Below are 13,991 nucleotides of genomic sequence, written 5' to 3' on the forward strand. Positions count from 1 at the left end.
AAATCCAGTGGATATATTGAGTCGTGTTGATCTGATTGGTAGTTACGCATGCACGGCAAGACGAAAGGCAGCTTCCATTTTCTGCTGTTCTCTGTGCGAAATCGACAGAGAGTCGGCAATCGTCCGCCACTGCGACACAACCAGAATCTGGTTCGAAATAATTTCTTCGGCCTGGTCAACGGAAACTCTGAAGTACGGCGCAACGGATTGCGCCAACTCCAGACTCATGGCGTTGTCCGACTCGCTGATATTGAGCTTTAGCCCGTGCGCGTGGGCTACAGGATTCATATCGAAGGCAGGAGAAAGCGCCCACCCCCGGCTTGGCTCCAGCAAGAAACCGTGGTTACGCAAATGATCATCCGTATTGGACACGAGCACATTGAAGACAACGCGTGACCACAGTTCTCGCAGATCGGCATCGGTACTCGCACCGTCTGTCATCAACACCTGCGCGATTTCCAGGTAGCTAACGCCCGTCGAGGCATCGTCGCCATCCTGATGACCAGTCAGGTTCATCGCGGAGGCAAAGTGCCGCCGCCGTCCCTGCGCCGTACGATCGAAGCGTTTGACCAGGAAGGTGTGGTGGGCGCTGCCGAACCGCCGGACCAGCGCATCGGGTACATCAAGCCCGCAAGCTTTGGCCAGGGCGTACACCACCATCTCCCAGGCTCCGACGTCATAGTCGTCCCGCACACTGGGAAACTTGGCGATCCACAGGTGTCCTGCCGGATCGACCACGCTGGCCTTGGGACGTGCGCCGCCCAATGAACCGCCGGGTGCGATCAGCATGCGCAGCCATTCGTCAGCTTCGCTCGCCATATTGTCTTTATCGCGCTCCAGGGCCAGGCTTGCGGCCTCCAGTGCACGCAGTTGCACAAAGGGCGGCGCCGCAATATCGTGCTGATCGTCCAGAAACGGCCCTTCGTCGTCGCGCCGAAAGCGCAGCGCCCCCGCCCGATATGCGTCGTGCACGCCCGTCAGGTAGTCCGATTCGTAGAGCCGTGTCTTGGGATTGGCCTGACCAGCGCGTTGCGCCCGCTCCAGCCGTCGGCGCATCAACAATCGCCCCCATCGGTCCGGGCTGGCGTCGCTGAATGCACCAAACGTCTCCTGTCCCTGCGGCGGATATTGCCGACCCGCAAACCAACCTAGCCGCGGGTCGAGCTTGAGACCTGCCATATCGGGTCGATTCAACACGTCGCCCTCGAATTCGTATTCGAAGACTTCCTGAGCGCCAGCGGGACGCGTGTAAAGCCGGCCTAACCTTACCGGCTCGGCGAGGCCATCCCAATCTCCATAGACGGTAATAAGCCCGTTGCTCATCTCGCCGGCCCCTTCTTATCCGGCTTGGGAATCTTGATGAGAGAAGCCAGGCTGTCGGCACTGACGAACGTGTCATCTGCCGTCCAATCGCTCGTCGCCGTGGGCTCTGCCCTTGCGGCAGGCGCAGACGGAATGGCACGGCGCTTTGGCGCCCCAGGCGCGACATGCGCTGTCGCGCGCGATCGTCTTGGCAGTGCCGCATCCTGCAGGTTTCGGCCGAGGGGGTCGTCCTTCAGCAGCAGATCAAGATCTTTTTCCGCGCCCAATACCTGCATGACAGCCAGGTAGGCGCCTATCGTGACCCCGGAACTCCCTTTCTCCAAACTGCGCAACGTGACGGGCGTCATCCCGGCCCGCTCCGCGACCTGTTTGCCGGTCAGGCGCCGACGCAGGCGGCCCAGGCGCAAGCGCTCCCCGAGCTGCTGCAAGCGCAGCTCGGTACCTGGAAGCAAGGGAGCGGTTTTTTTTGCCATAAAGGCAATATTACTATCTTAATCGCCGAAAAAGGAAAGAATATTATGCTTTTCCTTCTACCCGGTCGCTGACAGAACGCTCCTGCTACAGCGCTGGTAGGCCTTATCGACGTTATTGCCGACTGCCGGATTTGGCGAACTACCCAGATCACGACGCATGCTCCCCCATTGGGCCGAAGATGAGCCAAGTGACAGAACGAGGCTCGCCAAGCTAGAACCGATACCCCAATCCGAGAAAAACAATCACCGGATCCGCCGTGATGCGGGTCTTGTTCGACAACACCGTCTGACCATTGGCGGCCACCGAACTGACCGTCGCGTTCGTCTTCAGAAACAGATACGTCACCGACGCCGTCGCGTACCAGTTCTTGCTGATGTTGTACGAAGCGCCCACGTCGAACGCGGGGTTCCATGACGGACTGAGCGAAGCCGTGACCCGTCCGCCTGGCCCTGCGATCTGCTGCAACGCGCCATTGAATGTGGAATTCAGATCGGTATGCGAGTACCAGGTATAGTTCGCGCCTACACCGATAAACGGGCGCAGCTTCGTCTGTGCGTCGAAGAAGTAATACTTCAGGAACAGAATCGGGGCCCACGACCGGGTGGTGGCGAGCGGCTGCAGATTCCCCAGCGCGAGCGAGGGTCCGCCGCCGCCGAACGGCGTGGCGTTGCCCTGTGCATAAAGCTTGAGCTTGGGCGGTATGCCTGTTGCCAGATCAACCGCAATGTGGTCCGTAATGAAGTAGGTGGTCGAGAGTTCCAGGGTGAACGTGTTATGGATCTGACCACCCGTTCCCGCCGACGTGAACGTGCCCAAGGCCGAACTGCTCTGCAACGACGTGGCGGAAGACGGCCCAAAGTCGAGCCAGGCCCCGCCCACACTGGTGATGAGACTCCCGGCGCTCTGCCCCATGGCACGGGAACATATCGCGCCCAGCACTAATGCAACACATAATAATTTTTTCATCACATCTCCTCCTTATTATTTCGGATTGCATATCAATACTTTTGCATCGAATTGCTTTTCATGAATCGCCGTCTAGAATTGCTCGATTGGTAGGCCGGACGCGCTCGACGCGCCGCTGCGGATCGCCTCCAGAAGCCCATTCGCTTTCGGCAAGACTTTGTCGGCGTAGAAACGCGCAGTGGCGAGCTTGGTGCGATGGAAGTCCGGATCCTCATTCACCGCGATTCTTCTTGACGCAGCAAGCGCTGCGCGCGCCATCTGCCACCCGCCACACACGTAGCCGGTCAGCATCAGGTAGTCGACGGAACTGGCAAGCGCAGCGTCAGGCTGAGTCGTCAATGCGTGCAGCATCCAGGCGGTGGCATCTTCGAGCGCATCCACGCCCTTCCCCAGCGCTGTGCCGACAGATGCCACTTGCGCATCCGTGCTGCGCTCGAGTTGCAGCGCCGTCTCACGTATCTCCGCAACCAGCGCGGCCATCGCCGCGCCCTGATCCGATGCGAGCTTGCGGCCCGCAAGGTCGGCGGCCTGGATGCCGGTCGTGCCTTCGTAGATCGGCGCGATTCGTGCATCGCGCAGGAACTGGCATGCGCCTGTCTCTTCGATGTAACCCATCCCGCCGTGCACCTGCACACCCGTCGATGCAATCTCGACACCCAATTCCGTGCACCACGCCTTCAATACGGGAATCAGAAGGTCGACCCGCGCCTGCCGGCGTGCGCGTTCGCCAGCGTCCGGGGCACGGTGCGCGCGATCCATGTCCGCGGCCATCACGTACGCAAAAGCACGCATCGCTTCGATCTGCGACTTCATCGTCAGCAACATGCGCTGCACATCCGGGTGATGGATGATCGCGACGGCGCCGCCCGATTTGCCGCCCGCGAGCTTCCCCTGGACGCGCTCCTTCGCATATTCACGGGCCTGTTGATAAGCGCGTTCCGCGATTGCGAGACCCTGGATACCGACCTTCTGGCGCGCCTCGTTCATCATCGTGAACATATGCGCGAGACCCTTGTTCTCCTGCCCCACCAGGTAACCGATCGCGCCGCCGTGATCGCCGAAGCTCATCACGCAGGTCGGACTCGCGTGAATGCCGAGTTTGTGTTCGAGCGACACGCAGTGCACATCGTTGCGTGGCCCCGGCGAGCCGTCGGCATTCAGCAGGAACTTGGGCACGACAAAGAGCGATATGCCACGCACGCCCTCGGGCGCATCCGGCGTGCGTGCGAGCACGAGATGAATGACGTTGCCCGTCATATCGTGGTCGCCCCACGTGATAAAAATCTTCTGACCGTAAAGGCGATAATGGTCGCCTTCGGGCACCGCCTTCGTGCGCACGGCGGCCAGATCCGAGCCCGCCTGCGGCTCGGTCAGATTCATGGTGCCCGTCCACTCGCCATTGACGAGTTTCGGCAAATACTGTCCCTTGAGTGCTTCCGAGCCGTGCTGCCTCAACGCCTCCGTGGCGCCCGCCGTCAGCAGAGGACACAGTGCGAACGCCATGTTGGATGAATTCCACATCTCGACCGTCGCCGCGTGCAGCAATTCAGGCAAGCCCTGGCCGCCGAAATCCGGGTCGCCGGCGAGACCGCTCCAGCCGCCGTCGGCAAACTGGCGGTAGGCCGCCGCGAAACCGTCCGCAGCCACCACGCCGTCCTTCGTCAACCGGGCGCCCTGCTCGTCGCCGGATTTGTTGAGCGGCGCCAGCACTTCGGTCGCGAGCTTCGCCGCCTCGTCGAGTACAGCGCCGGTGAGTTCGGGCGTGACCTCCTCGAAGCCCGGCAGCGCAGACAACTCGCCAAGGCCGGCCAGTTCCGTCATTACGAAGCGCATGTCGCGCAGCGGTGCAATATAAATGCTCATCATGGTCTCCGGAATCAGTCTTGTTGAAGCTTGTCCAGTTCGCCGGACAACTCGGGCAATACCTTGAAGAGATCGCCGACAATCCAGTAATCGGCGACCTGAAAGATCGGTGCTTCCTCGTCCTTGTTGATCGCGACGATCACCTTCGAGTCCTTCATGCCGGCCAGATGCTGGATCGCGCCCGAGATGCCGACCGCGATATAGAGTTGCGGCGCGATGACCTTGCCGGTCTGGCCCACCTGATAATCGTTCGGCACGAAGCCCGCATCCACGGCGGCGCGTGACGCGCCGACGGCTGCGCCCAGCTTGTTGGCGATGTCCTCCAGCAAGGCGAAGTTTTCGCCGGAGCCCATGCCCCGGCCGCCCGAGATCACCCGCTTCGCCGAGGTCAGCTCGGGACGCTCGGAGCGGGTCAACTGCTGGCTGACGAAACGTGAACCCGGGATTGCGATGGCCGGCGCGAGCAATTCGATCGCTGCGGCACCGCCTTCGGCGGCCGCCGCCGCAAAGGCTGTCGTGCGTACGGTGACGACCTTGATGCGGTCCGCGCTGCGCACCGTCGCCAGCACGTTGCCCGCGTAAATGGGGTGCACGAATACATCGGCGGAGTCGACCGCGACGATGTCGGAAATCTGCGCGACGTCGAGCAGCGCGGCCACGCGTGGCATCGCGTTCTTTGCGGTTGTGGTGGCAGGCGCCAGCACGTGGCTGTAGTCGGCCGCAATCGTCGTAATCAATGCGGCCAGGTTCTCGGCCAGCGGATGCGCATAGTGCGGCGCCTCGGCGAGCCGCACACGTTTCACGCCGACGATGCGTGCAGCCTGTTCGGCGACGCTCGCGCATTGCGATCCGGCGACGAGAACATGAATGTCCTCGCCAAGACACGCAGCGGCGGTGACGGTGTTCAACGTTGCAGCCTTCAGCGTCTGATTGTCGTGTTCTGCAATAACGAGTATGGACATGGTTTCCTCTTCCGCTCAGATGACGTGCGCGACGTTTTTCAGCTTCGCCACGAGATCCGCAGCGTCGGCGACGCGCACGCCCGCCTCGCGTTTCGCCGGCTCGGCCAGCTTCAGTGTCGACAGCCGCGGTGCAATATCGACGCCGAGGGCAGCGGGCGTCATCACCTCGAGCGGCTTCTTCTTCGCCTTCATGATGTTGGGCAGCGTGGCGTAGCGCGGTGTGTTGAGCCGCAGATCGGTGGTCACGACCGCAGGCAGATCGACCTCGATCGTCTCGAGTCCGCCGTCGATTTCGCGCGTCACGCTCGCCTTGCCTGCTGCAACGCTCACCTTCGATGCAAAGGTCGCCTGCGGCCAGCCGAGCAGCGCCGCGAGCATCTGGCCGACCTGGTTCGCGTCGTCGTCGATGGCCTGTTTGCCGAGCATCACGAGTTGCGGCTGCTCCTTGTCCACCAGCGCCTTGAGCAGCTTCGCCACGGCAAGCGGCTGCAACTCGGCATCGGTCTCGACGAGGATGCCGCGATCAGCGCCTGTCGCCATCGCCGTGCGCAGCGTTTCCTGGCAACCCGGCACACCGCAAGACACGACCACCACCTCCGAGGCCACGCCGGCTTCCTTCAACCGCACGGCCTCTTCCACGCTGATTTCGTCGAAGGGGTTCATCGACAGTTTCACGTTCGCGAGATCGACGGCGCTGCCGTCGGCTTTCACGCGAACTCTTACATTCGCGTCGACGACACGTTTGACTGGAACCAGTACTTTCATTGCCTACTCCGTTGGGATAAAGAATGTCGGGGACTCACCCATGCCGGCCACGTGAACCGGTCGCACAAGGTTTCGTTCTGTTGGCCGGGGATACGTGCCGCCGCTCCGGGTTGGTGCGCCGCAATACGACCCGCTGCGGCAGACATGTCTCCTCCCCCGGGTGGTTGGGCGTATCATTTCCAGAGCAAAACACCGGTTCAGGCAGAGCCCGCCGAGGGCAATCACCCACCACTGGCTGGCTGCACCGTTATCCGGTTGTCGAACTGCGTGTCTGCTCGCTGGAATCCATAGTGTCTGAGCGCAGCACCGCGCAAAATCCCCCATAAAGGGGAGCACGACTGGATGGATGGGGGATGGCAGCCAGGGTCAACCCGAACGCCTGGAGTAGCTGATGCGCGTGATAGAAGCGACGAAAGCGATAACGGTGCCGCCCCTCAGCAGGCCACCGTTCGTCCTCGCGACGAAGGTTTTTCCGCCACGCCTGCCCGCCGGCCTGATCGATCGCCCGCGTCTGGCCTCGCTTGCCGGGCAGACGGAAACGAAGCGCCTGACGGTGATCAAGGCGCCGGCCGGCTTCGGCAAGACCTCGCTCGCGCTCACCTGGCTCAAATTGCTCGGGACAACCAGTGCGCGGGTGGCCTGGCTATCGCTCGACGCCGAAGACGACGAGCCCGCCCGATTCTTCAATCATCTCGCGCACGCATTGCGACAAGCCTGCGGTAACGTCGGCGCCTCGGTGATCGGCTTGACCGCCGAGGCCTCGTTTGTGCCGGCGAATTCGCTTGCGGCAACGCTGATTAACGAGCTTGTCGACGTCGACGACGAGGTCTACCTTTTCATCGATGACTACCACCTGATCAGCGAGGCACCCATTCACGAAGCGATGTCGCTGTTCATCGCCAATGTGCCCTCGCAGGTCCACGTCGTGCTGTGCACGCGAACGGATCCCCCATTTCCCACGGCCAAGCTGCGCGCTCACAACGAGCTGCTGGAAATCGACGCGTCGACGTTGCGCTTCAACTTCGACGAGACGCGCCGCTTCGTCGAACACGAATGCCCCGGCAAGCTCGGCACCACCGACGTCAAGTCGCTCTTCACGACCACCGAAGGCTGGGCGGCGGCGCTGCGCATCTCCTCCTCGGTGCTGGCCCGCAACGATCGCCCCCGGGGCTGGCGGACAAGCGCGCCGAGCGGCGCGTCAAGGCCGCTGGCGGACTACCTCGAAGACATACTGCAGTCCTTACCGGTTGGAATGCTCGAATTCATGTTGCGTACAGCGATACTCGATCGTCTTAGCGCACCGCTGTGTGAGGCGCTCACCGGTCTGGCGCCGAGCCAGGCCATGCTGGACGCCATTGTCGCGCGCCAGTTGCTGCTGGAGCCGCTGGATCTCGAAGGCCACTGGTTCCGCTATCACCCGCTCATGGCCGAGTATCTGCAGCGTGGGCTGGAGGCGAGGCACCACGAGGAGATCACCGAACTGCATCGCCGCGCGTGGCAATGGTATGCGGCGCATCATCAATGGACCGACGCAGTCAGGCACGCCATTGCGGCCGGCGCGACCGATGAGGCCATTCGCCTCATGGAACACTGCGCCATGTCCCTCCTCAAAGGCGGCGACCTGCTCACGCTGGTCGGCTGGCAACGTCAATTCCCGGCTGACCTGATGCGCGCACAGATCACGGTCACCCTTGCGATCGCCTGGGGCACGGTACTCGCCTTGCGTTTCGATGACGCGGTCACGATGCTGGATTCGATCGAACACGATGCTGCGCACAGGGAGATCGACGCGGAGCACGTCCGTTCGGAGTGCGTCGCGATCCGTTCGACACTCGCAGCCTTGCAGGATGACCCACAACGGGCGCTCGCGCTCACGCAAGACTATCTGGAGCGGCCGTCGCGCGATTCGTGGACCACCAACGTGGTCTCGAACGTCGCCCGTTTCTGTCACTGGAAAGCGGGCGATCTTGACGCGCTGCATGCCACACCGTGGATTCCCGACTCGATCGCGGAAGACCAGCGCAGCGTATTCTCCACGGTCTACCGGCTTTGCCTGCTCGGCCATGTGGAAATGCAGCAACTGCGCTGTCCGCTCGCGGAGCGCCGTTTCAACGAAGCGATGGCGCTTGCCGAACAGCATTCGGGTCCGCAGTCGATAGCGGCGGCGTTGTGCGCGCCGATGCTCGCGCAATTGCGTTATGAACAGGGCCGGCTGGACGAAGCCGAAGCGCTGATCGTCGAACTCATGCCGGTTATCGACCTGGCGGTGTTTCTCGACAGCGTGCTGATCGCCTATCGCATACTCCTTCGAATCGCCGTGGCGCGCGGCAATTTCACCCGCGCATATGCGTTGCTCGATAACGCACAGGAGCTGGGTCAGGCACGTCGATGGAACCGGCTGGTCGCGGCCGGGCTCTCGGAAAGAACCCGGCTCCATCTCGCAGAAGGCCGATTTGCCGAAGCAGCCGCGTGCGTGGCACAGCTCCGTCAGTTGGCGACCGCCAACGCCGGGTCGTCCGTGCCGGTCTCGCCGGAGATCGAGAACTACCGGGACCTCGCGGCGGCTTGCCTCGCGATACGACGGCAGCAGGCTCAGGAGGCGGTCACGCTATTGAACGGGGCGCTGGCGCGTCTCGAACCTCTCCACGGAATCTATCTCGCGTTGCGATTGCGGACCCTCCTCGCGCTGGCGTGGCTGAGCGCCGGCGAGCGCGATCGGGCACTCGACATATTCCACCAGGTCGCAACGGTCGCAGCGCCAGCCGGGATTTGCCAGTCTATTGTCGACCAAGGGCCGGAGATCGGTCCTCTATTGAAGCTGGCACGCGAAAGCACGCGCGCGACCACGGCCAAAGCGCAGGAAATCGTGATCTGGCTAGACCGTCTGCTCGACAGCTGGCGCGCACAACACGAACCCAACAGCCAACCACAGCGGGACAGCGAGCGCGAGCGTCTCAGCTCGCGAGAACGCGGTATCGTCGAGTTGATCGCACAGGGACAGTCAAACAAGGAAATCGCGCGTACGCTCGGCATCACCCCTGAAACGGTCAAGTCCCACGTAAAGAGCATATTCATGAAGCTCGAGGTCGACAAACGCGCTCAAGCCGTCGCGCGCGCACAGGCACTTGGTCTCGTCATGCACAGCTAGCAGCACCTGATACGCGGGTGGTGCCTGGTCTACCGCAAGACAAGCAACACGCACGCATGGATCAGGACGCCCACCGTGCCAGCAACAAACGTCCCGTTGATGCGGATGTATTGAAGGTCCCGGCCGATCTCGGCTTCGAGCTTGCGGCTCACCTCCTTCGCGTCCCAGCCTTTCACGACGTCGGCGATCAGCGCCGACAACTGACGGCGATGACGCGATACGAGCAGGCCGGCAATATCGAGCCACCACGCATTCAGTTTGCGCTGAATGGAAGGCTCACTCGCCAGACCCCTACCGATAGATACGAGTGTCCCCGCAAGCATGTCGCGCACGACCGAGTCCTTGCTGCCAAGGTCAGCAAGCACGGCCGCACGGACGTGCTCGAGCATGACACCGTAATAGTCCCCTGCTTCGAAATGTCGAATGCAGTCGCGCAGCAACAGCCGGCCAAACCGGCGATAAACCGCTGAGGTCCGCAGATTGCCGGACAATTCATGCACCGCCGCGTCGAACCGGCGCCGAAGCTCGTGCTCCGGATTCGCCGCAACCTCATGGATGAGCGCGATGACGCCTTCGACAAATTTGTTGACGATGTAGGCGTCCAGCGATGCCAGCGTGAATTTCGACGCCTCGCTGAACTTCGCCTTGATCAGGTCCACGTTGGCAGTCAACCACGTTTGCACGGCGCTCAGTCCGCGATCCAGCAAAGGCTGATGACGTTTGCCTTCGGTAAGGATAGTCAGAACGTGGCCCGCCACACGCGATACCTCGAGCGTGCGCAAGCGCGGCATCAGCAGTCGATCGAAGAGATGCTCGACGTCCGTCTCGTCGATATCGTCGAGCAGACCGGGAAGCGAGTCGGCTACCGCACCCGCGATCACCGCACTGTTTTCAGATACCGCGAGCCAGCCTGCCAGCGCTTGCGCCGCGTTGAAATCACCCAGTCGCCCGACGATCACTTCGGCGGTCAGGAAATTTTCTTCGATAAAACTGCCCAGACTTTCGGCAATGCGCTGCTGATTCTTCGCAATGATGGCCGTGTGCGGAATCGGCATCCCGCACGGATACCGGAACAACGCAACGACGGCATACCAGTCCGCAATCGCACCGACCGTACCCGCTTCGGCAAAAGCCCGTGGCCACGCGAGCCACGGATGCCGCGCCTGCCAGGCGACGCAGATGACCAGCAACACAATCATCACCGCCAGCAAACAGGTCGCCGCCGTGCGCATGCGCTTCAACCGGGTGAGCTTGGTGTCTCCGGTTGGGTCGCGCTCAGCGCGCTGAAAATTTCCGCTCCTCTGCGGCACGGAACTCAACGCGCCTCCCGCCGCAGAAACCGCTTCACCACGGGAGCGACTTCTTTTGCCCGGGTGATCAGAAACAGATGGCCGTCGTCTATCACATGCAGCGTCGCATTCCGAATCCTTGCCGCGAGAATTTTTGCGTTCGTGAGCGGCACAATGGGGTCGTCGTTGCCATGCATGACGAGCGTCGTTTGCCGAAGCGCGCCTAGCCACGGCAAGCTGGTCCAGCCCGATGCGGCCAGCAATTGATAAAGGTAGCCACGCCCGCGCGGCGCCTCGATATGCCGGCTGTGTTCTTCGAGCAACGCGGGGTCGCGCCGGTACGCACCCCCGTATATCTCCGCTCCGATTTGCCGCAGGTAAGCCGGATCGGTATAGCGTCGCGGCCCGATCAGTTTTGAAAGCACCGACAGCCGCGCGGGCACCATGATCACCCCGGGCGACGTGGCCGCGAGAATCAGTCTGCGGCAGCGCTGCGGGTAAAGGTGCGCGAACTGCTGGGCCAGCGCCCCGCCCCACGATACGCCGAGCACGTCGACCGGGTCGACGTAGCCGAGCCGCGTCAGCAGCTTGTCGGCCAGGACGGCAAGCGTCGAGAACCGATACGGGATCAAGGGAGCGGGCGAGCCGCCAACGCCGGGGACGTCGAAGATGATGACAGTCACGTCATCCAGTGCCGCAACGAACGGTTCAACCAGTTCGAGATTCGCTCCGATACCATTGAACATGAGCAGCGGCGGCGAAGCGTCGCTGCCTCGCCGGACTGCGACACGCAGCACCTGCCCGTCAAGATCGATCGTTTGAGTTTGCATCGCGTCGATAGACTCCGCGCCTGTTTTTAAGTCGGTCATCCGGTTGGCCCCAGGTTGGACGCTTCGCTTCGTTTCGTTTCGTTTCGCTATGGCGGCGGCTCGCACCAGCCCGTTACTTCTTCGGCTGCACGAGCGCTTTCAGCTCCTCGACATGCTCCGCAAAGCGCTTCGTGACGACAGCGATACTGTCGGTTTGTGCCCGGTATGCCGCGTCCGCGAGTTCCTGCATGTCCACGAAGGCTTTTTGCAACGCCTTTTGAACCCCTTCTCCCGTAGCCGCGGGCGACTCGCCGCCCGGGGTCCTCAAACGCGTCACGAGCGATTGCAGTTCCGTCATCGTCGAGCGCGCGATATCCATCTGCTTCTGACCGAGTTGCTGCACCCCGGCGAGCGCAGTCATATTCGCTTCGGCGAGCGCTTCAATGTCCTTGCGGCGCGATTCGAGGATGGCGGATACGTCGACGCCCGGTAGTTTGAACTGGGTAATGAGCTTCGTATATTCGCCAAAGATATTGCTGGGTTGAGTTGCTGCCATGATGACTCCGTTAAGGTAATTACAAAAAATCGGTTTCGCTATTCGGCAACCATGCCGCTTAGGCTTCCGAAACATAGGCCCCGGGTGCTTTCACACCGGGCGGGTGCCCTTCACTGCCGAGCGCCGCCGGCGCTGCACGCTTGTCGCCGGAACGGGCGACCAGCCAGTCTCTCCAGTTGCCCCACCACGAATCCGTTTCTGCCTTTGCACTGGCAAGCCACGCATCGGCACTCGTGGGCAACTCGGGGTTGAGGTAGTACTTCGCCTTCGGATTGCCCGGAGGGTTGATCAGGCTCTGGATATGACCGCTCGAACTCAGGACGAAACGGGTACTGCCACCAAACGTCGTGGCGGTGTTGTACACGCCCTTCCACGGCGTAATGTGATCCGTCATGCCCGCCACCACATACTTGTCGCACTTGACCTGGGACAGGTCGATCGGCGTGCCCAGCACCGTCAGCGCGCCAGGCTTGCTGAACAGGTTCTGCGTGAAAATGTCGAGCAACTGCCCATGCAGCTTCGCCGGAAGCCGGGTCGTATCGTTGTTCCAGTAAAGGACGTCGAAGGCAGGCGGTGCATTGCCGAGCAGGTAATTGTTGACCCAGTAGTTCCATACCAGATCGTTGGGCCTCATCCACGCGAAGACTCGTCCCATTTCCTCGCCCGCCAGCACTCCGCGTGAAATGCTGTGCTGCTTGGCCGCCGCAATCGCCTCGGGCGTTGCAAAGAGACCGAGTTGCGAGTCGTTAATATTGTCGAGTACGGCGACCATCAAGGTAGTGGCATTGACCGTCGTATCACCCCGGCTCGCGAGATGTCCAAGCAAGGCCGAGATGGTCATCGCACCGGAGCACGCGCCATGCAGGTTGACATCGTCGCAGCCGGTGATCTCGCGCACCGCCGCAATGGCTTCCACGAGCGCGCGGACGTACGTGTCCAGGTCCCAGTGGCTTTGCGCCGCAGTCGGATTGCGCCAGCTGACGACAAAAACCTGGAGCTCGCTCCTGACCAGATAGTCAACGATGCTCTTGCCTTCGGAGAGATCGAAGATGTAGAACTTGTTGATCTGGGGCGGCACGATCAGTTGCGGCCGGCTATAAACCTGCTGCGTTGTCGGTGCGTACTGGATCAGTTCCAGTACTTCATTGCGAAACACCACTGCGCCTGTGGATGTACCGAGATTCTTGCCGAGTTCGAAAGCCGCCTTGTTGACTTGCGCGGGCATGCCGTGATTCTTGAGCAGGTCCGTCACGATGTTATTGCAACCGTCGAGCAGACTCGCACCACCCGTATCGATGACTTTCTTGAGCGCGGCGGGATTGCCCAGCAGCGTGTTGGTCGGCGACGCCGCGTCAGTCAGGAGCGACATCACGAACCGCGCGCGCTCCTTGTTCACCGGATCCAGAGCGGAGCGCTCGACGAAACCAGCCAGCGCATCGCGCCAGGCGAGGTAGCCTTGCAGCGTCATGCGATACAACGAATTGTTCTGCCATGCCGCGTCGGCGAAACGTTTGTCGCCCTTGGGCGGGGTAGCTTGCGCGCTACCCGGGAAAAGCCCCAGAAGCTCGCGAACGAAAGCCACTTCCTGCTCCATGACAAGACCCGGTTGCCGCCATGCCTGCGCGCCGATTTGCTGCGCGGTGGCGACGATGTCGCACGGCCGCAGCCCGACAAAGGGATTCGGGCCCAGCATGCCTTCCGCCGCCGACGCCGCGAGATCGTCGGCCTTGTCACCGGGTTGCGAGTTCTGCTGCGGGCTTTGTTGCGGGCTTTCTGTGGTCACCGCCATGTTGCTGCTCCTTCAGGAATATCTTCCACTTCGTCAATCGTTATGGA

Annotated in this window: 11 protein-coding genes; 1 reads left to right on the forward strand and 10 read right to left on the reverse strand. The window is 61.9% G+C overall.

All coding sequences use genetic code 11. The features are described from left to right. Positions 1 to 42 precede the first annotated feature (42 nt). From PQR67_RS02750 to PQR67_RS02775, 6 genes are all read right to left on the reverse strand, one after another. Entirely contained in the window at positions 43 to 1,323 is a 1,281-nt protein-coding gene (locus PQR67_RS02750; RefSeq protein WP_408454118.1) for a type II toxin-antitoxin system HipA family toxin, read from the reverse strand. Then, the gene (locus tag PQR67_RS02755) at positions 1,320 to 1,796 is read right to left on the reverse strand and encodes a helix-turn-helix domain-containing protein (protein ID WP_408454121.1); all 477 of its coding nucleotides are present in this window, start codon (positions 1,794 to 1,796) and stop codon (positions 1,320 to 1,322) included. Before PQR67_RS02755 ends, PQR67_RS02750 begins: the two co-directional genes overlap by 4 nt. Positions 1,797 to 2,007: 211 nt before the next feature. Next, the gene (locus tag PQR67_RS02760) at positions 2,008 to 2,763 is read right to left on the reverse strand and encodes an OmpW/AlkL family protein (protein ID WP_408454124.1); all 756 of its coding nucleotides are present in this window, start codon (positions 2,761 to 2,763) and stop codon (positions 2,008 to 2,010) included. A 72-nt stretch (positions 2,764 to 2,835) separates the two neighbouring features. After that, a complete protein-coding gene (locus tag PQR67_RS02765; protein WP_408454806.1) occupies positions 2,836 to 4,626 on the reverse strand; it encodes an acyl-CoA dehydrogenase C-terminal domain-containing protein in 1,791 nt (596 codons plus the stop codon). Positions 4,627 to 4,640: 14 nt separating this feature from the next. After that, positions 4,641 to 5,588 carry an electron transfer flavoprotein subunit alpha/FixB family protein gene (locus tag PQR67_RS02770; protein WP_408454127.1) on the reverse strand — a complete coding sequence of 316 codons (948 nt, stop codon included), beginning with the start codon at positions 5,586 to 5,588 and terminating at the stop codon, positions 4,641 to 4,643. A gap of 15 nt (positions 5,589 to 5,603) precedes the next feature. After that, on the reverse strand, positions 5,604 to 6,353 hold the full coding sequence (locus tag PQR67_RS02775) for an electron transfer flavoprotein subunit beta/FixA family protein (protein ID WP_408454130.1): 750 nt from the start codon (positions 6,351 to 6,353) through the stop codon (positions 5,604 to 5,606). Between the two features lie 391 nt (positions 6,354 to 6,744). On the opposite strand from PQR67_RS02775, the gene PQR67_RS02780 reads away from it, so the two are divergent. Further along, positions 6,745 to 9,501: a winged helix-turn-helix domain-containing protein gene (locus PQR67_RS02780; protein ID WP_408454132.1), complete on the forward strand. Its 2,757-nt coding sequence runs from the start codon at positions 6,745 to 6,747 to the stop codon at positions 9,499 to 9,501. A 29-nt stretch (positions 9,502 to 9,530) separates the two neighbouring features. Here PQR67_RS02780 and PQR67_RS02785 read toward each other — a convergent pair whose 3' ends face one another. From PQR67_RS02785 to PQR67_RS02800, 4 genes are all read right to left on the reverse strand, one after another. After that, a complete protein-coding gene (locus PQR67_RS02785) occupies positions 9,531 to 10,811 on the reverse strand; it encodes a DUF445 domain-containing protein (RefSeq protein ID WP_408454809.1) in 1,281 nt (426 codons plus the stop codon). A gap of 5 nt (positions 10,812 to 10,816) precedes the next feature. Beyond that, on the reverse strand, positions 10,817 to 11,620 hold the full coding sequence (gene phaZ / locus PQR67_RS02790) for a poly(3-hydroxyalkanoate) depolymerase (RefSeq protein ID WP_408454135.1): 804 nt from the start codon (positions 11,618 to 11,620) through the stop codon (positions 10,817 to 10,819). 112 nt (positions 11,621 to 11,732) lie between these two features. Next, a complete protein-coding gene (locus PQR67_RS02795) occupies positions 11,733 to 12,155 on the reverse strand; it encodes a phasin family protein (RefSeq protein WP_408454138.1) in 423 nt (140 codons plus the stop codon). A 58-nt stretch (positions 12,156 to 12,213) separates the two neighbouring features. Next, a complete protein-coding gene (locus tag PQR67_RS02800) occupies positions 12,214 to 13,944 on the reverse strand; it encodes an alpha/beta fold hydrolase (RefSeq protein WP_408454141.1) in 1,731 nt (576 codons plus the stop codon). Positions 13,945 to 13,991: the final 47 nt, after the last annotated feature.

The organism is Paraburkholderia fungorum (genome assembly GCF_046026025.1).
GTDB classification, from domain to species: domain Bacteria; phylum Pseudomonadota; class Gammaproteobacteria; order Burkholderiales; family Burkholderiaceae; genus Paraburkholderia; species Paraburkholderia fungorum_E.

Coding starts and splice junctions, on each gene's coding strand:
- PQR67_RS02750 (WP_408454118.1), bottom strand. CDS start 1,323: ATGAGCAACGGGCTTATTACCGTCTATGGAGATTGGGATGGCCTCGCC.
- PQR67_RS02755 (WP_408454121.1), bottom strand. CDS start 1,796: ATGGCAAAAAAAACCGCTCCCTTGCTTCCAGGTACCGAGCTGCGCTTG.
- PQR67_RS02760 (WP_408454124.1), bottom strand. CDS start 2,763: ATGAAAAAATTATTATGTGTTGCATTAGTGCTGGGCGCGATATGTTCC.
- PQR67_RS02765 (WP_408454806.1), bottom strand. CDS start 4,626: ATGAGCATTTATATTGCACCGCTGCGCGACATGCGCTTCGTAATGACG.
- PQR67_RS02770 (WP_408454127.1), bottom strand. CDS start 5,588: ATGTCCATACTCGTTATTGCAGAACACGACAATCAGACGCTGAAGGCT.
- PQR67_RS02775 (WP_408454130.1), bottom strand. CDS start 6,353: ATGAAAGTACTGGTTCCAGTCAAACGTGTCGTCGACGCGAATGTAAGA.
- PQR67_RS02780 (WP_408454132.1), top strand. CDS start 6,745: ATGCGCGTGATAGAAGCGACGAAAGCGATAACGGTGCCGCCCCTCAGC.
- phaZ (WP_408454135.1), bottom strand. CDS start 11,620: ATGCAAACTCAAACGATCGATCTTGACGGGCAGGTGCTGCGTGTCGCA.
- PQR67_RS02795 (WP_408454138.1), bottom strand. CDS start 12,155: ATGGCAGCAACTCAACCCAGCAATATCTTTGGCGAATATACGAAGCTC.
- PQR67_RS02800 (WP_408454141.1), bottom strand. CDS start 13,944: ATGGCGGTGACCACAGAAAGCCCGCAACAAAGCCCGCAGCAGAACTCG.